Source organism: Micromonospora sp. LH3U1 (assembly GCF_028475105.1).
Lineage (GTDB): Bacteria > Actinomycetota > Actinomycetes > Mycobacteriales > Micromonosporaceae > Micromonospora.
Genome location: NZ_CP116936.1, coordinates 846,495 through 868,681, shown reverse-complemented (window position 1 = coordinate 868,681; position 22,187 = coordinate 846,495). Strand labels below are relative to the sequence as shown.

The following is a 22,187-nucleotide window of genomic DNA, read 5'->3' as shown; positions in this document are numbered from 1 at the left end:
GGTTGTGTCCCAGCCCCCCTCGATTTCCCCCGGTGGCTTTTCTGTGACTCAGATCCCGACGTGGAGCGGCGGACCAGTTAGTCCCGCCAACGGACGAGCGGCGCCCGGCACCACCATTGGTGGCCGGTACTCGCTGCGATCCTCGGTGGGCAACGGCGGCATGGGCACCGTGTGGCGCGCCACAGACACGCTGCTGCGCCGCGACGTGGCGGTGAAGGAGGTCGTCCTGCCTCCGGGGCTGGCCCCCAGCGACCGTGACGCCATGTACGAACGCACCCTGCGCGAGGCCCGCGCCGCCGCCGCCATCCAGCACCCCGCCGTGGTGCAGGTCTACGACGTGGTCACCGAGGCTGGCCGGCCGTGGATCGTGATGGAGCTGCTGGACGCCCGCAGCCTCGCGGACATGGTGATCGAGGACGGGCCGGTCGCTCCCCGCGCTGTCGCCAAGATCGGCATCGCGCTGCTCGGCGCGTTGGAGGTCGCCCACGCGATCGGCGTGCTGCACCGCGACGTCAAGCCCGCCAACGTGCTGATCTGCACCGACGGCCGCTGTGTGCTGACCGACTTCGGGGTCGCCCGGATGCCCACCGACGTGCAGCTCACCACCCCCGGCATGGTGCTCGGCTCGCCGCACTTCATCTCGCCCGAGCGGGCCATGGGCCAGGAGTTCGGCCCGCCGAGCGACCTGTTCTCGCTGGGTGTGACGCTTTACACAGCGGTCGAGGGACGGCCCCCGTTCGACAAGGGTGACCCGATCGAGACCATGCACGCCGTGGTCGAGGACCCGCCCGCCCCGCCGCAACGCAGCGGCCCGCTGACCCGCGTGCTCATGGGTCTGCTGGAGAAGGACCCGGCGCGCCGGCTGGACGTGCACACCTCTCGGGCCATGCTGCGCGAGCTGCTCGCCGGTGCGCTGGGCAGCACCGCGACGGCTGTGCACTCGGTCACCGACCCGTACGCCGTGGTGCCGGTGCAGCAGCGACCGATGCCCATCCCCCCGCCGGCCCAGCCGGAGCCGAAGCCGGACAGCCAGATCGGTGGCCCGGCGATGCTGGCCCCGAACGAGTCCCTGACCGACCGGCTGGCCGCGCTGCGCCGGGGCGAACGCCCACAGCCCGCTGGCGCGGCCGGCGCCACGGGTGGGCTCGACGAGACCAGCGCCGACGCGTTGGCCGGCCCGCTGCACACGCCGACCGGCGCGATGCCCCCACCCAGCCGGTCGGCCGCCGGGCGCACGTACGGCGGCAACGCGGACGCCACCCAGCGGGTGGACGCCGGCGGGCACCCGGACGCCACCCAGCGGGTCAGCTACGGCAGCCCGGCCGACCCCACCCAGCAGGTCGGGTACGGCGGCGCACCGGAGGCCACCCAACGCATGGGCGGCACCTACGGCGGCGGTAACCAGTGGTCGGTGCCAGGCACCGGCCAGCCCTGGACCGCCTCGCCCGCCGCTTCGGGCGGCGGCGCGCTGGGCAAGGTCCGTGCCAGCGGGGGTCAGCTCGTCAGCACGGTCAAGGGATGGCCCCGCAAGGTGCAGCTCGCCGCGGCCGGCGGACTGGCCGTCGTGCTGCTGCTCACCGTGGTGGCGCTGTCCGGCGGCGACGACCCGCCGCCGAGCACCCCGGCAGCGCAGCCCACGTCGTCCGCCCCGGCCGCTCCCGCGGTCGAGATGCAGGAGCACGCAGGTCGCGGGATCCAGGTCATGGTGCCGAAGGGCTGGAAGAAGGCCTCCGGCGGCTCATACACCGACTACATCGACCCGGAGGACAGCGGCCGCAAGGTCCGCATCATCACCGAGAAGTGGTCCAGCAGCTCCACCCGATGGGCGGAGACGGCCGAGAACGGTCTCAAGACCAGGAGCACCTCCTGCGTCAAGCCGTACAGCCAGGTCTCCTCCACCGAGACCGAGCTGGCCAGCAAGCCGGCCGCTGAGTTCGAATACACCTGCGGCGAGGGTGACGCCATGCGGCACGGCGTCTGGCGTGGCGTGGCACAGGACGGCAAGGCGTACTCGTTCTACCTCACCGCCACGGACACCAAGTTCGCGGAGAGCAAGCCGATCTTCGAAGAGATGGTGCGGACGTTCCAGCTCACCGGGGACGGCTGAGCCGGAGGGAACCCACAGCGGTGATCCGTCGCCGTGCTATCAAGGGGCATGGCGGCGGACACCACTGACATCGACGACATTCGCGAGCAAGCCCGGCGCTGGCTGGCCGACGACCCCGACCCGGCCAGCCGGGACGAGCTGACGGCGGTGCTCGACCGGCTGCCGGCGAGCGCTCCGGAGCTGGCCGACCGGTTCGCCGGCCCGTTGACCTTCGGCACCGCGGGCCTGCGCGGCCCGCTGCGCGCCGGCCCGAACGGCATGAATCTCGCCGTGGTCACCCAGGCCGCTGCCGGCCTGGTCGGCTGGCTCGCGGCCCAGGGCGGCACCGGCCCCCTGGTGATCGGGTACGACGCCCGGCACGGCTCCCGACAGTTCGCCGAGCGCACCGCTCAGGTGGCCACCGGGGCAGGCCGGCCGGCCCTGCTGCTGCCCCGCCCGCTGCCCACCCCGGTGCTGGCGTACGCGGTGCGCCACCTCGGCGGGGTCGCCGGGGTGATGGTCACGGCCAGCCACAACCCGCCGCAGGACAACGGCTACAAGGTCTACCTCGGCGCGGAGCTGGGCGGTGAACTGGGCGCCGGCGCGCAGATCGTGCCGCCCGCCGACGCCGGTATCGAGGCAGCCATCCGGGCGGTCGGCCCGTTGACCGAGGTGCCGCTGGGCCAACCCGGGCAGGTGCTCGGTGACGACCTGGTCGCCGCGTACGTCGAACGAGCCACCGCCGTGATCGACCCGGACGGGCCACGTGATCTCACGGTGGCGTACACCCCGCTGCACGGGGTGGGCGCGGCCGTGCTCACCGCCGCGTTCGCCAGCGCCGGTTTCCCGGTGCCGGGCGTGGTGCCCGACCAGGCAGAGCCGGACCCGGACTTTCCCACTGTGTCGTTCCCCAACCCGGAGGAGCCGGGGGCGGTGGACCGGCTGATCGCCCTGGCCGACTCCACCGGCGCGGACCTCGCCATCGCCAACGACCCGGACGCGGACCGCTGCGCCGTGGTCGTCCGTGCGGGCGCAGACGGCTGGCGGATGCTGCGCGGCGACGAGGTGGGCGTACTGCTCGCCGACCACCTGATGCGCCGTGGGGTGAGCGGGCTCTACGCCACCACCATCGTGTCGTCGTCCCTGCTGCGGGCGATGTGCGCGGCCCGGGGCCTGCCCTACGACGAGACGCTGACCGGCTTCAAGTGGATCGTGCGGGCTGGCGGCGGAAGCGCCCCGCTGGTCTTCGGCTACGAGGAGGCGCTCGGCTACTGCGTCGCGCCGGAGCACGTCCGGGACAAGGACGGCATCACCGCCGCACTGACCGTGGCCGAGCTGGCCGCCGGCCTCAAGACGCAGGGCCGCACGTTGACCGACCGGCTGGACGAGTTGGCCGCCGAGTTCGGCGTGCACCACACCGACCAACTCTCCGCCCGGGTCGATGACCTGCGGGTGATCGCCGACGCGATGGCCAGGATCCGGGCAGCCACCCCGACCACACTGCTCGGGCACCAGGTGGACAGCGTCCAGGACCTGCTACCCGAGGCGGACGTGGTGATCCTGCGTACCGGGATGGCCCGGGTGGTGATCCGCCCGTCCGGGACCGAGCCGAAGCTCAAGGCGTACCTCGAGGTGGTGGAGCCGGTGCCCGACGGCGATGTCACCGCCGCACGCGCCCGCGCGCAGGCGGCGATCGCGCAGCTCCGCACCGAGATCGCCGCCGCCCTCGGGTTGTAGCCCGAGGGCGGCGGCGCCGGGGATCAGCGGCGGGGGCCGAGGGCCTGGTCGACGGCGCGGCCCAGAGCGGCGACCACCAGGCCCACCGAGGGACGGACCACCGAGTCGTCGGTGCTCACCTCGCCGGAGAAGCCGGCGCCGGTGGCGATCTCCTCCAGCCTGCGCCGAGCGTCGGCGGCGGTCTCGCCGTCCACCCCGAGCGCGGCCTCCATCCGCAGCACCACGACCAGGGTGGCCAGCGCGGCGGTCCGCTCGTCCGGGGCCGCCGCGCCGGTCAGGGCCTCGGCCAGCCGCTGCCGGGTCTCCGCCTCGATGGAGGTGTCCACCACCGGGTAACGGTGTACGTGAATGAAGCCCAGCTCGGTCTCGTCGACGTCCCGAACCACGCCCTGGCTACACAGGTCACCGAGAATCCGGTCCCGCAGGCCGTGCCGCAGGCGCTGCACCCAGGAGGCCGGGGTGTGCGGAGAGTCGGCCGCGATCCGGCCCAGCACCTCGTCCGCGACCGGCTCACCGGTAGGCGTCGGGTCGGCCACCGTCAGAGACCCGTCGGCGTACGCGATCCGGCCGGCCAGGGCCAGCTCGACCAGCACCGCCGCGGCCATGCCGAGGTCCAGGCTGATCCGCGGCATGGTCGCCTTGCCGGTCGTGTCGTCGTAGGCGAGGAGGAGCAACTCCTCGGCGAGCGCAACACCAGTCATGGCCGGAGACGCTAGCGGGTCCGCGCACCACCGCGCACGGACCCGCCGGACCCGGCACCGACCGGGGTAACGCCTCAGAACCGGGGCATGCCACCGAACTGGCGGTCACCGGCGTCACCGAGCCCGGGAACGATGAACATGCGGTCGTTGAGCCCCTCGTCGATCGAGGCCGTGACCAGGCGCAACGGCAGGCCGGAGCGTTCCAGCCGCTCGATGCCGACCGGGGCCGCGAGCACGCAGAGCACGGTGATGTCGGTGCAGCCACGGTCGGCCAGCAGCCGGCAGCAGTGCTCCAGCGAGCCACCGGTGGCCAGCATCGGGTCGAGCACCAGCACCGGCAGCCCGGCGAGGTCGCGCGGCAGCGACTCCATGTACGCGCGCGGCTCGTAGGTCGCCTCGTCGCGGGCCAGGCCCACGAAACCCATCGACGACTCGGGCAGCAGGCCGAGTGCGGCGTCCGCCATACCGAGGCCGGCCCGCAGCACCGGCACCAGCAGCGGCGGGTTGGCCAGCCGGGTGCCCTCGGTGCCGGTGACGGGCGTCTGCACCGGGTACCGCTCGACGGGGAAGGTACGCGCCGCCTCGTACACCAGCATGGTGGTCAGTTCGTGCAGGGCGGCCCGGAACGTCGAGGAATCGGTGCGCGCGTCCCGCATGGCAGTCAACCTGGACTGGGCCAGCGGGTGGTCAATGACGTGTACATCCACGATCGCTCAACCTACCGGTCCCCAGGGCGCGGCGGTGCGGGCGCGGTCGGACCAGCGACGCCGCTCACGTTCGCGTGCCCATCGTGAGCAAGATCACTCGACTCTCCGGTGCGTAGACTTCGGGTCATGACGGCGACAACGACGTCGGCCCGGTCGGAGCTCTCCGAGCTGGGACGATCCGAGACCGCTCTGCGGACCTTCCTGCACGGCCTGCCCGGCGTGGACCAGGTCGGCGCGGAGCAGCGGGCGGCACAGCTCGGCACCCGATCCATCAAGACCACCGCCAAGGCCCAGGCGATCGACCTGGCGATCCGGATGGTCGACCTGACCACCCTGGAAGGGGCGGACACCCCGGGCAAGGTGCGCGCGCTCGCCGCGAAGGCGCTGCGCCCGGACCCGGCCGACCCGTCCTGCCCGCACGTCGGCGCGGTCTGCGTCTACCCGGCGATGGTCCCGTACGTCGCCGAGGTGCTGCGCGGAAGCGCTGTGCACCTGGCCAGCGTGGCGACCGCCTTCCCGTCGGGTCAGGCGCCGCTGGAGATCAAGCTGGCCGACACCCGGGCTGCCGTCGCGGCCGGTGCCGACGAGATCGACATGGTGATCAACCGGGGTGCGTTCCTGGCCGGCCGGTACAAGGAGGTCTACGACGAGATCGTGGCCACCAAGGAAGCCTCCGGGGACGCCCACCTCAAGGTGATCCTGGAGACCGGCGAGCTGGCGACCTACGACAACGTGCGCCGTGCCTCCTGGCTGGCCATGCTGGCCGGCGGCGACTTCATCAAGACCTCCACCGGCAAGGTCCCGGTCGCGGCGACACTGCCGGTGACCCTCGTGATGCTGGAAGCGGTCCGTGACTTCCGCGAAGCGACCGGACGGCAGGTGGGCGTCAAGCCCGCCGGTGGCATCAAGACCACCAAGGACGCCACCAAATACCTGGTGATGGTCAACGAGACCGTCGGCCCGGACTGGCTCGACCCGGACTGGTTCCGCTTCGGCGCGTCCAGCCTGCTCAACGACCTGCTGATGCAGCGCACCAAGCTGACGACCGGCACCTACTCCGGTCCCGACTACTTCACCCTGGACTGATAGCCGATGTTCGAATACGCCCCCGCCCCCGAGTCCCGCTCGGTGGTGGACCTCAAACCCTCGTACGGGCTGTTCATCGACGGTACGTTCGTCGACCCTGCCGACGGTGGCAGCTTCAAGTCGATCAACCCCGCCTCCGAGGAGGTGCTGGCCGAGATCGCCGAGGCCGGCGCGTCGGACGTGGAGCGCGCGGTGCGCGCCGCCCGGAAGGCGTACGACAAGGTCTGGGGTCCGATGCCGGGCCGGGACCGCGCGAAGTACCTCTACCGCATCGCCCGGCTCATCCAGGAGCGCTCCCGCGAGCTGGCCGTCCTGGAGTCACTGGACAACGGCAAGCCGATCAAGGAGTCCCGCGACGTCGACCTGCCCCTGGTCGCCGCGCACTTCTTCTACTACGCGGGGTGGGCCGACAAGCTGGGCCACGCCGGCTTCGGGTCGAACCCGCAGCCGATCGGCGTGGCCGCGCAGGTCATCCCCTGGAACTTCCCGCTGCTCATGCTGGCCTGGAAGATCGCCCCGGCGCTCGCCGCGGGCAACACGGTGGTGCTGAAGCCCGCCGAGACCACCTCGCTGACCGCGCTGCTCTTCGCCGAGATCTGCCAGCAGGCCGATCTGCCGGCCGGTGTGGTCAACATCGTCACCGGCGCCGGCGACACCGGCCGCGCCCTGGTCGAGCACACCGGGGTGGACAAGGTCGCGTTCACCGGCTCCACCGAGGTCGGACGGGCCATCGCCCGATCCGTCGCCGGCACCCGGAAAAAGCTCACCCTGGAGTTGGGCGGCAAGGCCGCCAACATCGTCTTCGACGACGCCCCGATCGACCAGGCCGTCGAGGGCATCGTCAACGGCATCTTCTTCAACCAGGGGCACGTCTGCTGCGCCGGCTCCCGACTGCTGGTCCAGGAGAACGTGGCCGACCGCGTGCTGGAGTCGCTGAAGCGGCGGATGGCCCAGCTCCGGGTAGGCGACCCACTGGACAAGAACACCGACGTCGGCGCGATCAACTCCGCCGCCCAGTTGGAGCGGATCCGCGAACTGTCCGACGCCGGCTCGGCCGAAGGCGCCGAGCGCTGGTCCCCACCGTGCGACCTGCCCGAGCGGGGCTTCTGGTTCGCGCCGACCATCTTCACCGGGGTCACCCAGGCACACCGGATCGCCCGCGAGGAGATCTTCGGCCCGGTGCTGTCGGTGCTCACCTTCCGCACCCCGGCCGAGGCCGTGGAGAAGGCCAACAACACGCCGTACGGGCTGTCGGCGGGCATCTGGACCGACAAGGGCTCCCGGATCCTGTGGATGGCCGACCGGCTGCGCGCCGGAGTGGTGTGGGCCAACACGTTCAACAAGTTCGACCCCACCTCGCCGTTCGGTGGCTACAAGGAGTCGGGCTACGGTCGCGAGGGCGGCCGACACGGGCTGGAGGGCTACCTCAATGTCTGAGCGGGTCGCGGTACGCAAGACGTACAAGCTCTTCATCGGCGGGAAGTTCCCGCGCAGCGAGTCGGGACGGTCGTATCTCGTGCAGTCCTCGAATGTGTCACTGGCCTCCCGCAAGGACGCCCGGGACGCGGTGGTCGCCGCCCGCGCCGCCGTGAAGGGCTGGGCCGGCGCGACCGCGTACAACCGGGGTCAGATCCTCTACCGCGCCGCCGAGATGCTGGAGGGCCGCCGCGAGCAGTTCGTCGCCCTGGGCATACCGGGCGACGAGGTGGACGCCGCGGTGGACCGCTGGGTCTGGTACGCCGGCTGGGCCGACAAGCTCGCCCAGGTGTACGGCGGCGCCAACCCGGTCGCCGGCCCCTACTTCAACATCTCCGCGCCCGAGCCGACCGGCGTGGTCGCGGTGGTCGCCCCGGAACGCCCGGCGCTGCTCGGCCTGGTCAGCGTGATCGCCCCGGCGATCGTCACCGGCAACACGGTGGTCGTGGCGGCCTCGCCCTCCGAACCGCTGGCGGCGGTCACCTTGGCCGAGGTGCTCGCCACCTCCGACCTGCCCGGCGGGGTCGTCAACATCCTCACCGGCGCGATCACCGAGACCGCACCGACGTTGGCGGCGCACATGGACGTCAACGCGATCGACCTGACCGGGGTGACCGACGCCTCGCTCGCCACCGATCTGGAGATCAAGGCGGCGGAAAACCTCAAGCGGGTGCTCCGACCGGCCCCGGCCGACCACGACTGGTCCGCCGACCCGGGCCTGGCCCAGATGACCGCGCTGTTGGAGACGAAGACGGTGTGGCACCCCAAGGGGGTGTGATGTCGTTCCCGGCCTGTGGGTTTTCCGGGGGAGCCCGCCCACTCCGGGCGGTCAGGCTTGATCCCTGCGCGGGTGGGGCTCCCCCGGAAAACCTGACGTGGGCCGGGTTCGTCGGGTGGGTCAGCGCATGGGTTCTGCCTCGGGGTGGGTTGCCGGCCAGCGGGGTGTCGGCAGCGCGGTCAAGATCCGCGCTGGGCGGCGGGGTCGGGCGGGTCTACTACCGGGGGTAGGATTGGTGGGTGACTCGGTTGGGCGATCTTGAGCGTGCGGTGATGGACGTGTTGTGGGACGTGGTCCCCGGCACGTCGGATGGTGTGACCGTGCGCGAGGTGGCCGACGCGCTCGATGGTCGCGAACTCGCGTACACCACGGTGATGACCGTGCTGGACCGGCTCGCCGGCAAGGGCATGGTGCAGCGGGAACGAGAGGGCCGGGCCTGGCGGTACCGGCCATCGGCCAGCCGTGAGGCGCACATCGCCCAACTCATGCTCGACGCCCTCGACCTGGGCGGCAGTCGGGACGCCGCGCTGGTGCGGTTCGCCCGCTCGGTGACCGGCACCGAGGCCGAGGTGCTGCGCGCGGCCCTGGGCAGCGAGGCCGGCCTGACCGGCGACGACACCACGGGCGACGACACCACGGGCGGGGCCCAGCTGACCGATCGCCTCGACGGGCCGGCGGGCCGACGACCTGCCGGCGAGGCAGCGGAGCGGTAGGGCGCGCGCCATGGCCTACGCCGTGCACTTCGCCGCCACCATGCTGGCCTGCTATCTGACCGCTCAGGTGCTGGCCCGCTCCACCTGGACGTGGCGCAGCCCTCGCGTGGCGATCATCTGCTGGCAGGCCGTCGGGTTGGCGCTGGGACTCTCCGCGATGGGTCTGCCGATGGCGCTCGGAGTGAGCGCGTACGACCTGCCGACCGGGAGCGCCCTCCTCGCCCTGGCCAACGACCTCGGCCACGGCACGCTGCCGGTCGGGGTGGGCACCTTCCACCTGGCGGGCGTCGGGGTGGGCTTCGGCATCGGCGCGGTGCTGGTCACCACGACCGCGCGCAGCATCCACGGCACCGTACGCGCCCAACGCCGGCACCGGGACCTGCTCTCCCTGGTCGCCCGGGACGATCCGGCCGCACCCGGCGCGCTGGTGCTGGATCATCCGAGCGCCGCCGCGTACTGCCTGCCGGGGGTGAAGCCGCAGGTGGTCGTCAGCGCCGGCACGCTGAGCCTGCTGGACGGGGCCGAACTGGCCGCGGTGCTCAGCCACGAGCGCGCGCACGCCCACGAGCGGCACGACCTGGTGCTGCTGCCGTTCACCGCGCTGTGCCGCGCGCTGCCGTGGTTCGGCTGGGTCCGCGACGCGCACGAGCGGGTCGCCCTGCTGGTCGAGATGCGCGCCGACGACAAGGCCCGTGAGCTGCACGCGGAGGCACCGCTGGCGGGAGCATTGCGCCAGTTCGCCGCCGCCGGTCACCGGATCACTCCGGCCGGCGCGCTGGGCATGGGCGACCGCGATCTTGACGTACGGATGCAGCGTCTGCTGGTCAGCGACCGGCCGCCCCGGGTGCTCGGCGCCACCGCCCTCGCGGTCGCCACCACGCTGGTCGCGCTCCCGGTCACGCTCTTCCTGAGCTGACGCCCACCCGGCGTCGCTGACGCCCACGCCCGCGCGCCATCCCTTATGCGCGATCTTGCGATTTCTGCCGTGACATATGCCGCAAAGGACGCGAATGGCAGACCGGAACTGCAAGATCGCGGCACACATCGTCGGAAATGCATTTACGACGGAGCGTAGTAACATGATGTGTAGTTAAGCTACGTGTAGGGTGGCTACGACAAGGGAGCCAACGCTTACGGAGAGCCGGCCATGGACACCCTGCTCCTCGCCCGACTGCAGTTCGCCACCACCACCTCGATCCACTTTCTGTTCGTGGTCGTCACGCTCGGGCTGGTCACCCTGCTGGTCGGGATGCAGACCGCCTGGGTGCTCACCGGCAACCCGAAGTGGGAGCGGCTCACCCGGTACTGGGGCCAGCTCTACGTGATCAACTACGTGCTCGGCATCGCCACCGGCATCGTCATGGAGTTCCAGTTCGGGCTGAACTGGAGCGGCCTGTCGCGCTACGTCGGCAACGTCTTCGGCGCGCCACTGGCCATCGAGACGCTGGTGGCGTTCTTCCTGGAGTCCACGTTCCTCGGGATGTGGATCTTCGGTTGGCACCGGCTCGGCAAGGGTGTCCACCTCGCGTTGCTCTGGGGCGTGGCGATCACCGCGTACGCCTCGGCGTTCTGGATCATGGTGGCCAACTCGTGGCTGCAGCACCCGGTCGGGTACGAGGTGCGCGACGGGATCGCCCACCTCACCGACTTCGGCGCGCTGCTCACCAACCCCAGCCTCGGCATGGCGTTCGGGCACGTGGTCTCGGCCGCGCTGCTGGTCGGCGGGATGCTGGTGGCGGCGGTCAGCGCCTGGCACCTGATCCGGCGTACCCCCGACTTCGCGCTCTTCCGCACGTCACTGCGGATCGGCCTGGTCACCTCGGCGCTGGCGATCAGCGCGGTGCAGGGCTTCGGCTTCGCCCAGTTCGGCCCGGTCGGCGGGGTGCAGCCGACCAAGTTCGGCGGCCAGAGCCCGGAGGCCCAGGCGTTGATCGCGGAGTGGACCACCCGGTTCGGCCCCGGCGACTACACGCCACCGGTCCTGGCCAGCGTCGGGCTGGGTTTCATGATCCTGATCGGCTTCACCCTCGGCTGCGTCTGGTTGCTGCTGCCCCTGCTCTTCCGGGACTGGATCATCCGGCTGCGCTTCCCGCTCTGGCTGATCCTGCTCGCCCTGCCGCTGCCGTTCGTCGCGGTGATCCTCGGCTGGATCGCCCGGGAGGTGGGCCGCCAACCCTGGGTGGCGTACGGGCTGCTCCCCACCGAGCAGGCGGTCTCACCGGTCGGCGCGCCGGTGATGCTCGCCTCGCTGATCGGCTTCAGCCTGCTGCTGGGCACCCTCGCCGTCACCAACTGGGTGCTGCTCGCCCGGCACGCGGCCCGTGGTGCGGCCGATCCGGCGCTCGGCCGTCCCCCGGCCCCGCCCGGCGAGCCAGCCCACCCCGAACCCGCCCTCGTCTGAGGAGAAGACCGTGGACCTCGCCTGGTACGCCCTGCTCGGCCTCTTCTTCGCCGGCTACCTGGTGCTCGCCGGATACGACTATGGCGTCGGGCTGTTGCTCGCCCGCGGCGGCGGCCCCGCTGGGCGGCGGGAGACGCTCACCGCGCTCGGCCCGTTCTTCCTCGGCAACGAGGTCTGGCTGGTGGCCGCCATGGGCGTCCTCTTCGGCGCGTTCCCGGTGCTGGAGGGCGAGTTGCTCTCCGGCTGCTATCCGGCTGTCGCGGGTGCCCTGGTCGGCGTCATCCTGGTCACCGCGGGGGTGCAACTGCGCAGCCGGCCCACCGAGGAGCGGATCCGCGCCCGCTGGGACCGCGTCGTGATGATCGGCAGCGCCCTCGCCGCACTGGGCTGGGGTGTGGTGCTCGCCGCGCTGCTCCAGGGCGTGCCGCTCCAGGCCGACGGGCACGTCGCCGGGGTGTCGCACCTCGCCACCCCGTTCGCCGCCGCCGCCGGTCTGGCCATGGTCACCCTGGTCGCGGTGCACGGCGCGACCTTCCTCACCCTGCGCCTGTCGGCCGACGCCGCCGCCGTGGTCGGCCGCACGGCTCGCCGGCTGGTGCCGGTTGCGCTCACCGCGGTCGCACTGGCCACCGTCGTGGGTCTCCTCTCCTCCCGGGTACGCGACGCCGTCCAGCGGCCGGCGGTGGCCGTACTCCTGCCGGTGCTCCTGGCGGCGGCGCTGCTGGCGGCCCGTGCGGCGCTGGCGCGGCGGCGGCCGGGGTGGGCCCTGGTCGCCACCGGCGCGGCCCTGGCGCTGCCGGTGGTGCTGGTCGGCGCGGCCCTCTGGCCCTACGTGCTGGTGTCCACGACCGACCCGAACGCCTCGCTGGCCGTGGCCGACGCCGCCGCCAGCACACCGACGCTGCGGCTACTGGGCTGGCTGGCGCTGCCCCTTCTGCCGGTCCTACTAGGCTTTCAGGCCATGTGCTGGTGGGTTTTCCGAGGACGGACCGACGGCAGGGCACCGGTGTACTGGTGAACCGCCGACCGTTCGACCCGCGTCTGCTGCGCCGGGTCCCTGCGGCCCGGCGCGATCTTGCCGTGCTCGCGCTTCTCGGCGTGCTCGCCGCCGGGTTGATCGTGGCGCAGGCCACCGCGCTCGCGGCGGTGCTGGCCACCGCCATCGGCGGTCGGCTGGATCGGCCGGCGCTGGCCGGCTTCGTGGTCGCGCTCGCTGCCCGCTCGGCACTGGTCTGGGCGCAGGGCACGGTCTCGGCGCGGGTCGCCGCCACGGTCAAGGCCACCCTGCGGGCCGACCTGCTCGGCGCGGTGGGCCGACACGGGCCCGGCTGGGTGGCCGGGCAGCGAGCCGGTGAGGTCGCCACCCTGGCCGGACGCGGGTTGGACGCGCTGGACGCGTACTTCACCGGGTACCTGCCGCAGTTGGTGCTCAGCGTGACGGTGCCCGTGGCGGTGCTCGCCCGGGTCGTCTTCGCCGACTGGAGCTCGGCGGTGATCATCGCGCTGACCCTGCCGCTGATCCCGGTCTTCGGCGCGCTGCTCGGCTGGCAGGCGCAGGCCGCCACCGAACGGCAGTGGCGCCGGCTCTCGCTGCTCGGCGGGCACTTCCTGGACATGGTCGCCGGGTTGCCCACGCTGCGCGTGTTCGGGCGAGCCCGGGCACAGACCGACGTGGTGCGCCGGATGGCCGACGGACACCGTGTTGCCACCATGAAGACGCTGCGGATCGCGTTCCTCTCCGCGCTGGTGCTGGAACTGGTCGCCACCCTCTCGGTGGCGCTGGTCGCGGTGCCGGTCGGCATCCGGTTGCTCGGCGGCGGGCTGGCCCTGCAGACCGCGCTGCTGGTGCTGCTGCTCACCCCGGAGGCGTACCTGCCGCTGCGGTCCGCCGGCAGCCGCTTCCACGCCAGCATGGAGGGGCTCGCCGCACTGGACGAGGCACTGACCATCTCGGCCGCGCCCACCGCTCCCCGGGCCGCCGAGGGTGCCGCCACCCCCGACGCGCGGCGCGAGATCCGCTTCGAGGGGGTGACCGTGGCGTACGAGCGGACCACCGCCCTGCGCGACGTGACCCTGACCATCCGGCCCGGCGAACGGATCGCCATCATCGGGCCCAGCGGCGCCGGCAAGAGCACCCTGCTCGGCCTGCTGCTCGGCTTCGTGACCCCGACCAGCGGCCGGGTCACCGTGGACGGGGTCGACCTCACGACCGCCGACCCGGACGCCTGGCGCCGGCAGCTCGCCTGGGTGCCGCAACGGGCCCACCTCTTCGCCGCCTCGCTGGCCGACAACATCCGGCTCGGCGCACCGGACACCCCGGCCGACGCACTCGCCGCCGCGGTGCACGACGCCGCCCTGGACGACGTCGTGGCCGGCCTGCCGGACGGTTTGGACACCCTGCTCGGCGAACGCGGCCACGGGCTGTCCAGCGGGCAGCGGCAGCGGGTGGCGCTGGCCCGGGCATTCCTGCGGGCCGCACCGGTGGTGCTGCTCGACGAACCCACCGCCCGACTGGACACCGCGGCCGAGGCGGTGGTGCTCGACGCCACCCGCCGTCTTGTCGCCGGGCGGACCGCGCTGCTGGTCGCGCACCGACCGGCGCTGCTCGCGGATGCCGACCGGATCCTGCGTGTCGAGGACGGCCGGGTCACCGAGCTGACGCCCGAGCCGACCGGGAAGGCGACCCGATGAGCGCGAAACACGAGCCGGACCGGGTGGGCGCGGAGCCGGTCGCCGACGTGAAGCAGGCCGGGCGGGCCGACGCCGAGCGGGCCGTGCTGCGGCTGGCCCGGCCGTACCTGAGCCGCCTGGTCGGTGCCGGCCTGCTCGCAGCCGCCACCGAGTTTGCCGGGCTCGCCCTGATGGCCACCGCCACCTGGCTGTTGATGAGCGCCGCCGGCCAGCCTCCGCTGGACCGGCTCACCGTGGCGATCGTCGCGGTCCGGGCGCTGGCGATCAGCCGTGGCGTGTTCCGCTACACCGAGCGGCTCGCCGGGCACGACGCGGTGCTTCGCATGATCACCGACGTTCGGGCCCGGGTCTTCGCCACCCTCGCGGCCCGCCGCAGCACCGTGTACCGCTCGGGGGACGTGCTGAGCCGGCTGGTCTCCGACGTCGAGGCCGTCCAGGACCTGCTGCTGCGGGTGCTGGTCCCGGGCTCGGCGGCGGCCCTGGTCGGTGTGCTGGCAGTCGCCGTGGCGGCGCTGATCTCACCGCCGGCCGCCGCCGCGCTCGCCGTCGGCCTGCTGGTTGCCGGGGTGGCCCTGCCCGTGCTGGCCACCGCCGTCACTCGCCGCAGCGCGGCCGAGGTGGCCCCACTGCGCGGAGCACTGGCCACCGACGCGATCGACCTCACCCACGGCGCCGCCGACCTGGCCGCGTTCGGGGCGACCGACGTCACGCTGCGCGCCGCCGAGCAGCGTGCCCGCCGGCTGGCCCGACTGGAACGTCGGCTGGCCGCCACCGGGTTCGCGGTGGACGCGGCCGGGGTGCTGACCGCCGGGCTGACCGCTGCGGCGGTGGTGCTGGCCGCGCTGGCCGCCGACGTGCCGGGGGTGCTGGTGGGCGTCCTGGCCGTCGGCGCTCTGGCCGCCGTCGAGGTGGCTCTGGCGCTGGTCGGGGCGGCCCGGCAGTGGACGCAACTGCGGCCCGGTCTGGCCCGGGTGGCCGCCCTGCTCGATGTCGACACGCCGACTCCCCCGCCCACGGACGGCGTGACCGACCTGGGCGGCCCGCACGAGCTGCGCTTCGTCGACGTGACCGTGCGGTACCGGGCCGGCGCGGCCCCCGCCCTGGACGGCGTCAGCCTGGACCTGCTGGCCGGGCGGAGGATCGCGGTGGTCGGCCCGAGCGGCGCCGGCAAGAGCACCCTGGCCGCCGTGCTGACCGGCGCCGTCCGGCCCGTGTCCGGCCGGGTCACCATGGACGGTAGAGACCTCTCGGCGTACGCCGAGGAGGCGCTGCCCCGCGCGGTCGGCGGGCTGCTCGCCGAGGCGCACGTCTTCCATGCCACGGTGCGGGAGAACCTGCTGCTCGGGCGTGCCGGGGCAGGCGAGGAGGAGCTGACCGCGGCCAACGCCGCCGCCGGCCTGCTGGAGTGGGTACGCGCCCAGCCCGCCGGCTGGGACACGCTGGTCGGCGAGGAGGGCGGGCAGCTCTCCGGCGGCCAGCGGCAGCGGCTCGCGCTCGCCCGGGCCCTGCTCGCCGCGCCACCGGTGCTGGTGCTCGACGAGCCCACCGAAGGGCTGGACCCGACCGCCGCGGACGCGGTGCTCGCGTCCGCGCTCGCCGCCACCCCAGCCGGGCACTCGGTGCTGCTGATCAGCCACCGGCTCAGCGGCCTGGCCGAGCTGGACGAGATCGTCGTCCTCGACGGCGGCCGGGTGATCCAGCGCGGTCGGCACGCCGAACTGGTTGCCGTCCCCGGCTGGTACCGGGACCAGTGGCTGCTCCAAGCGGCGGCCGAACGGGGTTACCTGGCGCTCGCCCCCTGACCGGGCTCGGGGGCGGACCAGGGTTCTCCCGGACGTCGGCACCTTGGAGTCCGTGGCAGGGTGGTGCCATGCCGCGCTGTGAGGACGTGTTGGTCGACGAGCACCTGCGGGAGTTGGCCGCCCGCTTGCAGGGGCCGGCGCGACTCAAGTCCGACCTGCTGACCGAGGCCCGGCACGGGCTGCTGGACGCCGTCGAGGCGTACCGCGAGAGCGGCGTGTCGCCCACTGAGGCGCAGCGCCGGGCGGTGGCCGAGTTCGGCTCGCCGGCGCAGTTGCTCCCCTCCTGGCAGGCCGAGCTGGCCGTGGGTGCCCTGCGCGGGCTCTCCCTGCGGATGCTGGCGATCGCCGGGGTGGGAGTGGCCGCCGGCGACCTGACCTGGCGGGGGTCGAGCTGGAGCGGTGGGCCACGCCCCCCGGCCGGCTACCTGCTGCTCTCCAACTCGGTCGACTGGATCTGGATGGGTGCGTTGCTGCTCGCGGTGACCGGTCTGCTGGTGGTCGCGGCGAGCGCGCGTTCGCCCCGACCGGGCCTGGCCCTGGCACAACGCGTGGTGGGCACCGGCCTGACCGGCATGCTGGTCCTCGGCATGGTTGCCGGCTGCGCCCTCTTCACCTGGTCACTCAATCTCTGGGAAGCGGCGCTGAGTTGGCCACCGATGATCATCGGCGCGGTGCTGGTGGGCGGTGCGTACTTCTCGCTGGCCCGCGCGGCGCGCGGCTGGCTGCTCGCCGCCACCCGCTGACCAGTGCCACGGTCGACGGGAGTCAGGCCGGGCTCGTGGGTGGGCTGCCGGGGTCGAGGAACCGGCCGACGGTCAGTTGGAACTCGTGCCAACCGGCGCGCTCCCCGGCCAGCGCCCGCCGGCCCGAGTCGGTGAGCTGGTACGTCCGCCGCTCCCGGCCGTTGACCGTGCTCCAGGTGCTCGCCACGTTCCCGGCGCGTTCGAGGCGGCGTAGCGCCGGGTAGATGGTGCCGGTGGGCAGATCCAGGGTGCCGTCGCTGCGCGCGCGGAGCGCCTCGATGATGGCGTAGCCGTGCAGCGCGCCCTGTTCGAGCACGGCGAGCAGCAGAGCGTCGAGATGGCCGTGCAGCGCCTGGGCCTTCATGCGTAGCTACGCTACTTGTTGAACGGTCGATTCGCCACCGACCGCCACCAGCAGGTCGGACTCGTACGCCAGTCGGCCACCGGGGTGCGGGCACCGGTCACCCAGGGCCGCCGACTAGGGTGTGTGCCCAGAGTCACTCGCCGGTCAGAGACCCCGGCGGGTGGGCAACCCGAAGCACACGGAGGTCAGCGTGGCCCGCCAGTCGCCCCAACGGCCCGACGCCGACGAGCCCGAGCTCGACGACACCACCGGCGCGGTCGAGCCAGATGAGGCCGAGGAGATCGACCGTCCGTCGGCCTCGGTCGACCGTTCGCTCTGGGACGAGCTGCGCATCGATCCGGTGGAGATCGCGCTGCCCGCCGGCACCGGCTTCACGCTGCGGGCGTACCGGCCGGCCAGCTCGCTGACTCCGACCGACGTGACCGAGCGCGACCAGGACGACCCGTTCCTCGCCCGCCGTCAGGTGGTCGAGGAGGAGGACGACGAGACCGTCGTCATCCTCGACGAGGACCTGGCCGACGAGTTCGCCGACGAGGACGAGTCGACGCGTCGACGCCGCGATGGTGCCGCCGACGCCGACGCCGACGCCGACGCCGAGGCCGACGCGGACGAGGCGGACGACGACGTCACGGACGAGGCGGACGACGAGGAGGTGCCGGTCTTCCTCAGCAACCGGGGCAAGCTGCTGCTGTTCAAGACCCCCGAGTCGTTGGTCAGTTTCATCCGGTCCGGCGCGCCCAACGATCTGTCCCAACTGGACAGCTGGAATGAATTGTCCGAACGGGTGGAGCCGGCAGATATCGCGCCGCTCGACGAGGACACCTACGAACTTGACCTGGTCGTGGAGAACCTGCGCGGCGGGCACGACACGTGGGATTCGACACTGTTGATCGAGGCCGGTGAGGCCGCTCGTGACCTCTCGTACGCATTGCGGCTGCCTGCGGTACTCGACATGCTCTCCGCCGGCTCCAGCCTCGACGACCTGGACGAGGCGCTGCGTGCCACCGCCAACGGTGGGATCGGTGCTTTCCTCGGTCGGCGGCGGCTGAAGAAGATCGGAGCGCAGACCGCGAGTTTGGGTTGGCGCACCATTGTCGGCAAGATCTCTGCGGTGGTGGACTGGCGCGACTGACCCGTACCGGGGAGCATCAGTTGCTGGCAGAGGAAAGACCTGTCCCGGGAGGAGGACGACGCCGTGGCGCTCGTGCGCGTTTACTGCGGTCTGGCCTCGGCGGATCCGGCTGACCGACCGGCCTCCGCCGGTTCGACGCTGACGTCCGCTGTGGTCGATGACGCAGGCCGTCTGCTGCATGTCTGCGAGATCAGCGATGACGCCGCTGGCTACGCCCAGCTCGTCGCGCTGCTCGTGGAGCGGTCGGGCGGGCCGAGCGGTGCGGCCATCGCCGCCGACAGCGACGACCACACGGTCATCTCGCTGCTGAGCGCGGCGGGTCGACCTTTGGCGATCGCCGACGACGACTTGGTGGACGACTTCGCCGAGCGGTTCGCCGATGACGACTCCCTGGAGGAGATGCAGTCGCCTCCGGCCGAACGACAGGCCGTCGGCCTGGCCCGCGCGTTGCAGGCGGGCGCGCTCTCCGCGGTCACCCTGCCGGCACCCCGGGACCTCGCCGGCTACAAGCAGGTGCTCGCCGCGCACGCCGCTCTGGCCACCGGTCGACACTCCGCGGCCGTGGCGCTGCGCGAGGTTCTGCGTGAGCTCTACCCGGCGGCCCTGCGTGCCTACCCGGATCCGGCCGAGCCGGTCTCTCTGGCAGTGCTGGACGCCCTGCCGGAGCCGGGCATGCTCGGCGGCACCGTCGCCCGGGGCCGCGAGGTTTCGGTCGCGGCGGATGCCATCGCCGCGCACCTCGCCGCCGACGGGGTCGCCGACGAAGAAGAGATCAACGAAGCGGTCACCGCCCTGCGGGTGGCCATCTCCGAGACGCCGCGCCGCGCCGCGGTCAACCGGGCGCTGACGTCCGCGGTGGCCGAGACGGTCCGCCAGGCCGTCGCCGCCGTACGCGCCTGCGACGCGGGGTGTGAGGCACTGGTCAGCGCGCTCGGCTCACGGGTCGGCTCGCCTGCACAGGCACCCGGCCGCCGTGCCGCTGCCCGCCGTGGCGAGTCGGTCGGCGAGCTGACCGGTCTGGCCAGCACCGGTGCCGGGTTGCGTCCGGTCCGGCCCACCCCGGCCGCTACCGAGCCCGCACCCGCCCTCGGGCGGCGCAGCCGCCCCGAGCCGATCCCGGGTAACGCACCGCTGGCGTCGCCCCGTCCACTCGGGCCGCCCCCGGTCGCCCCGGCTCCGGTCACGCCGCCGCCGGTCGCACCCGCGCCGATGGCCCCGGCAGCGCTGGCTGGTCCGCCAGCGTCCACGCTGCCCGGGCGCGAGCCGCTCCCCAGCCGGATCGACGGTCCGACCAACCGACCGGTCTCCTCGCCGCCGCCTCCGCCGCCCGGGATCACCCCGATCGCACCGGCACAGCGCGGCATGGTGCCTCCGGCCGAGGCCGGCGAGCCGTTCCGGCCGACGCTGACCACCGCCGCGATCAACAACGCGCGGGCCGAACGGCAGCGCACGGTCATTCCGCCCCGTACGGTCATTCCGCCCCGCCCGAAGACCAACGGCGAGCCTCGACCGAGCCATCTGCAACGGTCGGTCGACGAGCCACCCACGGGTGGGTTCAGCGCCACCGATCTCAGCATTCCGGTGCCGACCCCCCGGCCTGGTCAAGAGTCCGCCCCGCCGGGCTCCCGTGCCAACTGGCCGCTGGTCAACAACCCGGAGGACCCGGCCGACAGTTCGCCGAACAACCCGGTGGCCTACCCGTACGGTGGCGGCCGCGGGATCGACGCACCGACCGACCCGGGACGGGCCGACGGTCGGGTCACCCCGCCCTGGTTGGCCGACGACCTGCCGCAGGAACCACCCATGCTGAGGCTGGTGGAGCCGCCGCCGCTGGCCGACCGGGCGCTGCGCGGGGGGCTCACCCCACCCGCGGACCCGCACCTCGAGACGCCGCCGCTGCGGTTGGTCGACCGGGAGCAGGCCGCTCGCAACGGCCGGGCTGCTGCTGCTCGCACCGCAGAGCACCGGCCACCACCCCCGGTGGAGCACCGACCGCCCCCGCTGGAGCGCCGAACGCCGCCGGTCGAGCACCGACCGCCGCCGGTCTCCGACGAGGGTGACGGCGATCTGTTGATCTTCGCGCAGGCCAAGTCGGCCTGGTTCGTCGGGCAGGCCGAGGAGTCCGACCTGGACTGGTCGACCACGGCCGACACCGGCTGGCAGGCAGCAGAGCAGGCCGCCCGCCCCGCCGTGGGCGCCGAGACCAACGCCGGGCTGCCGAAGCGCGTGCCGCAGGCCAATCTGGTCCCTGGTTCCCCGCTGCGCGAGGAGCGCCCATTGCGCATAGTGCGTGATGCGGCGAGCCTCGCGGAGAACACCACCGGCTACTTCCGTGGCTGGCGTCGCGGACAGGAGATCGGCGGTTTCGCGGTGGGTGGTCGGCCCGGTCGCGAGGCAGCGGGCGGCTGGGACTTCAGCCGCGACCACGGGGACCGCGACGACGATCGGGAGTACGAGTACCGCTCCGCCGGTTACCAGTCCTGACCGTCACCCCTCTTCCATACGCGATCGCGCCCCCGGTCAGTGACTGGGGGCGCGATCGCGTATGGAAGAGAGAACCCCGGACACGGCAACGCCGCCTCTCGGACATCTCGGAAGAGCGACGCCCCGGGACGGGACAGCAGACAGCTTCCAGGATCTCAGAAGGCGGCGTGGCGGCGCACCGGTCGTCGCGGAGACGAGCCCGCACGCCAGCTGACAGGGCAGCATGTTTCGCCCGGTGGCAGCCGGAGCCACCACCGGGCGTGACGCGTCCCGATCAGGCCGGGGCGACGGCGCGCGTACGGCGCATGGTGAGCACGTACTCGACCAGCGAGATCAGCACGTGCTTCGTCGACTCCCGGTTACGGGCGTCGCAGGCCACCACCGGCACGTCGCTCGAGATCGCCAAGGCGTCCCGAACGTCCTGCGGGTCGTGGTACTGCATCCCGTCGAAGCAGTTGATCGCCACCAGGTATGGCAGGCGTCGGTGCTCGAAGAAGTCGATCGCCGCGAAGCAGTCGGCCAGCCAGCGGGTGTCCACCAGCACGACCGCACCGATCGCGCCCCGAACCAGTTCGTCCCACATGAACCAGAAACGGGTCTGACCCGGCGTACCGAACAGGTACAGGATCAGGTCACGGTCGATCGAGATCCGGCCGAAGTCCATGGCCACCGTGGTCGTCGTCTTGCCCGGCACCTGCCGGGTGTCGTCGACGCCCACGCCAGCGGAGGTCATGATGGCCTCGGTGGTCAGCGGCGTGATCTCCGAGACCGAGCCGACCAGCGTCGTCTTACCGACGCCGAATCCACCGGCGATAACGATCTTCGCCGACGTCACGCGGCCGCTCGGGTTCGGCGGGCGGTGCGACATGTCAGAGCCTGCGAAGTCCACTCAGCACCCTCTCCAGCAGTTCAGTGCCCACCGCGTCGTCGGAGTCGTCCAGGATGGTCGGCTCGTGGACCGCGACCAGGCCGTCCGTCGCCATGTCGGCGATGAGCACCCGGGCCACACCGAGCGGTAGCTGCATCCGCGCCGCGATCTCCGCGAGCGATTGCACGCGTCCGTCACACAGCGCGGCGATGTACTGGTGTTCGCGGCCACCACCGTTGCCATTGGCAGCGGTCCGGCCGCGCACCGTCGTCTCGACGAGCGCCTCCAGCGCGATGTCGAGCCGGGGACGGGTACGGCCACGGGTCACGGCGTATGGACGGACCAACGCTCCGGTCGGTTCGTCACGATCGGCCATCTCGCCGCTCACCTCCTTCGTACCCGTTACCGGCTCCCACCG

Annotated in this window: 19 protein-coding genes; 14 read left to right on the top strand and 5 right to left on the bottom strand. The window is 72.8% G+C overall.

Going from position 1 to position 22,187, the window contains the following annotated elements; genetic code table 11:
* The first annotated feature begins 43 nt into the window (after positions 1 to 43).
* Positions 44 to 2,107 (top strand): serine/threonine-protein kinase, encoded by a 2,064-nt coding sequence (locus PCA76_RS04115; RefSeq protein ID WP_272615397.1) that lies wholly within the window; start codon positions 44 to 46, stop codon positions 2,105 to 2,107.
* A 48-nt stretch (positions 2,108 to 2,155) separates the two neighbouring features.
* Positions 2,156 to 3,823, top strand: coding sequence for a phospho-sugar mutase (locus PCA76_RS04110; RefSeq protein WP_272615395.1), 1,668 nt, complete (start codon positions 2,156 to 2,158; stop codon positions 3,821 to 3,823).
* 23 nt (positions 3,824 to 3,846) lie between these two features.
* On the opposite strand, the gene PCA76_RS04105 is transcribed toward PCA76_RS04110, so the two are convergent.
* Both PCA76_RS04105 and upp read right to left on the bottom strand, forming a co-directional pair.
* Positions 3,847 to 4,524: a GOLPH3/VPS74 family protein gene (locus PCA76_RS04105; protein WP_272615394.1), complete on the bottom strand. Its 678-nt coding sequence runs from the start codon at positions 4,522 to 4,524 to the stop codon at positions 3,847 to 3,849.
* A gap of 74 nt (positions 4,525 to 4,598) precedes the next feature.
* Positions 4,599 to 5,231, bottom strand: a complete 633-nt coding sequence (gene upp, locus PCA76_RS04100; protein ID WP_272615393.1) for a uracil phosphoribosyltransferase — start codon at positions 5,229 to 5,231, stop codon at positions 4,599 to 4,601.
* Positions 5,232 to 5,357: 126 nt separating this feature from the next.
* Here upp and deoC point away from each other — a divergent pair, with 126 nt between their 5' ends.
* From deoC to PCA76_RS04050, 10 genes are all read left to right on the top strand, one after another.
* A complete protein-coding gene (gene deoC / locus PCA76_RS04095; RefSeq protein ID WP_272615392.1) occupies positions 5,358 to 6,317 on the top strand; it encodes a deoxyribose-phosphate aldolase in 960 nt (319 codons plus the stop codon).
* A gap of 6 nt (positions 6,318 to 6,323) precedes the next feature.
* The gene (locus PCA76_RS04090; RefSeq protein ID WP_272615391.1) at positions 6,324 to 7,754 is read left to right on the top strand and encodes an aldehyde dehydrogenase family protein; all 1,431 of its coding nucleotides are present in this window, start codon (positions 6,324 to 6,326) and stop codon (positions 7,752 to 7,754) included.
* Positions 7,747 to 8,571: an aldehyde dehydrogenase family protein gene (locus PCA76_RS04085; RefSeq protein WP_272615389.1), complete on the top strand. Its 825-nt coding sequence runs from the start codon at positions 7,747 to 7,749 to the stop codon at positions 8,569 to 8,571. Before PCA76_RS04090 ends, PCA76_RS04085 begins: the two co-directional genes overlap by 8 nt.
* Before the next feature lie 239 nt (positions 8,572 to 8,810).
* Entirely contained in the window at positions 8,811 to 9,284 is a 474-nt protein-coding gene (locus PCA76_RS04080) for a BlaI/MecI/CopY family transcriptional regulator (protein WP_272615388.1), read from the top strand.
* 10 nt (positions 9,285 to 9,294) lie between these two features.
* Positions 9,295 to 10,200, top strand: a complete 906-nt coding sequence (locus PCA76_RS04075; RefSeq protein WP_272615387.1) for a M56 family metallopeptidase — start codon at positions 9,295 to 9,297, stop codon at positions 10,198 to 10,200.
* A 231-nt stretch (positions 10,201 to 10,431) separates the two neighbouring features.
* Positions 10,432 to 11,685 (top strand): cytochrome ubiquinol oxidase subunit I, encoded by a 1,254-nt coding sequence (locus PCA76_RS04070; protein WP_272615386.1) that lies wholly within the window; start codon positions 10,432 to 10,434, stop codon positions 11,683 to 11,685.
* 10 nt (positions 11,686 to 11,695) lie between these two features.
* Entirely contained in the window at positions 11,696 to 12,703 is a 1,008-nt protein-coding gene (locus PCA76_RS04065; RefSeq protein ID WP_272615385.1) for a cytochrome d ubiquinol oxidase subunit II, read from the top strand.
* A complete protein-coding gene (gene cydD, locus PCA76_RS04060) occupies positions 12,700 to 14,376 on the top strand; it encodes a thiol reductant ABC exporter subunit CydD (RefSeq protein ID WP_272615383.1) in 1,677 nt (558 codons plus the stop codon). Before PCA76_RS04065 ends, cydD begins: the two co-directional genes overlap by 4 nt.
* Positions 14,373 to 16,178 carry a thiol reductant ABC exporter subunit CydC gene (cydC, locus tag PCA76_RS04055; RefSeq protein ID WP_336298047.1) on the top strand — a complete coding sequence of 602 codons (1,806 nt, stop codon included), beginning with the start codon at positions 14,373 to 14,375 and terminating at the stop codon, positions 16,176 to 16,178. Before cydD ends, cydC begins: the two co-directional genes overlap by 4 nt.
* Positions 16,179 to 16,246: 68 nt before the next feature.
* Complete coding sequence (locus PCA76_RS04050) at positions 16,247 to 16,921, top strand: permease prefix domain 1-containing protein (protein ID WP_272615381.1); 675 nt, start codon at positions 16,247 to 16,249, stop codon at positions 16,919 to 16,921.
* 22 nt (positions 16,922 to 16,943) lie between these two features.
* Here the strand turns inward: PCA76_RS04050 and PCA76_RS04045 are convergent, their stop codons facing one another.
* Entirely contained in the window at positions 16,944 to 17,285 is a 342-nt protein-coding gene (locus tag PCA76_RS04045; protein ID WP_272615380.1) for a PadR family transcriptional regulator, read from the bottom strand.
* A 160-nt stretch (positions 17,286 to 17,445) separates the two neighbouring features.
* Here PCA76_RS04045 and PCA76_RS04040 point away from each other — a divergent pair, with 160 nt between their 5' ends.
* Together PCA76_RS04040 and PCA76_RS04035 are read left to right on the top strand one after the other, a co-directional pair.
* A complete protein-coding gene (locus PCA76_RS04040; RefSeq protein WP_272615378.1) occupies positions 17,446 to 18,417 on the top strand; it encodes a DNA primase in 972 nt (323 codons plus the stop codon).
* Between the two features lie 39 nt (positions 18,418 to 18,456).
* Positions 18,457 to 20,901 (top strand): transposase, encoded by a 2,445-nt coding sequence (locus PCA76_RS04035; RefSeq protein WP_272619170.1) that lies wholly within the window; start codon positions 18,457 to 18,459, stop codon positions 20,899 to 20,901.
* A 274-nt stretch (positions 20,902 to 21,175) separates the two neighbouring features.
* Here PCA76_RS04035 and PCA76_RS04030 read toward each other — a convergent pair whose 3' ends face one another.
* Together PCA76_RS04030 and PCA76_RS04025 are read right to left on the bottom strand one after the other, a co-directional pair.
* The gene (locus tag PCA76_RS04030; protein ID WP_112732747.1) at positions 21,176 to 21,769 is read right to left on the bottom strand and encodes a GTP-binding protein; all 594 of its coding nucleotides are present in this window, start codon (positions 21,767 to 21,769) and stop codon (positions 21,176 to 21,178) included.
* Position 21,770: 1 nt separating this feature from the next.
* Positions 21,771 to 22,145 (bottom strand): DUF742 domain-containing protein, encoded by a 375-nt coding sequence (locus PCA76_RS04025; protein WP_124820399.1) that lies wholly within the window; start codon positions 22,143 to 22,145, stop codon positions 21,771 to 21,773.
* Between the last annotated feature and the right edge of the window lie 42 nt (positions 22,146 to 22,187).

Excerpts from the sequence above, each read along its gene's own strand:
- PCA76_RS04110 (WP_272615395.1), top strand. The coding sequence starts at position 2,156 with ATGGCGGCGGACACCACTGACATCGACGACATTCGCGAGCAAGCCCGG.
- PCA76_RS04030 (WP_112732747.1), bottom strand. The coding sequence starts at position 21,769 with ATGTCGCACCGCCCGCCGAACCCGAGCGGCCGCGTGACGTCGGCGAAG.
- deoC (WP_272615392.1), top strand. The coding sequence starts at position 5,358 with ATGACGGCGACAACGACGTCGGCCCGGTCGGAGCTCTCCGAGCTGGGA.
- PCA76_RS04050 (WP_272615381.1), top strand. The coding sequence starts at position 16,247 with ATGCCGCGCTGTGAGGACGTGTTGGTCGACGAGCACCTGCGGGAGTTG.
- PCA76_RS04075 (WP_272615387.1), top strand. The coding sequence starts at position 9,295 with ATGGCCTACGCCGTGCACTTCGCCGCCACCATGCTGGCCTGCTATCTG.
- cydC (WP_336298047.1), top strand. The coding sequence starts at position 14,373 with ATGAGCGCGAAACACGAGCCGGACCGGGTGGGCGCGGAGCCGGTCGCC.
- PCA76_RS04025 (WP_124820399.1), bottom strand. The coding sequence starts at position 22,145 with ATGGCCGATCGTGACGAACCGACCGGAGCGTTGGTCCGTCCATACGCC.
- PCA76_RS04085 (WP_272615389.1), top strand. The coding sequence starts at position 7,747 with ATGTCTGAGCGGGTCGCGGTACGCAAGACGTACAAGCTCTTCATCGGC.
- PCA76_RS04070 (WP_272615386.1), top strand. The coding sequence starts at position 10,432 with ATGGACACCCTGCTCCTCGCCCGACTGCAGTTCGCCACCACCACCTCG.
- PCA76_RS04105 (WP_272615394.1), bottom strand. The coding sequence starts at position 4,524 with ATGACTGGTGTTGCGCTCGCCGAGGAGTTGCTCCTCCTCGCCTACGAC.
- PCA76_RS04045 (WP_272615380.1), bottom strand. The coding sequence starts at position 17,285 with ATGAAGGCCCAGGCGCTGCACGGCCATCTCGACGCTCTGCTGCTCGCC.
- PCA76_RS04090 (WP_272615391.1), top strand. The coding sequence starts at position 6,324 with ATGTTCGAATACGCCCCCGCCCCCGAGTCCCGCTCGGTGGTGGACCTC.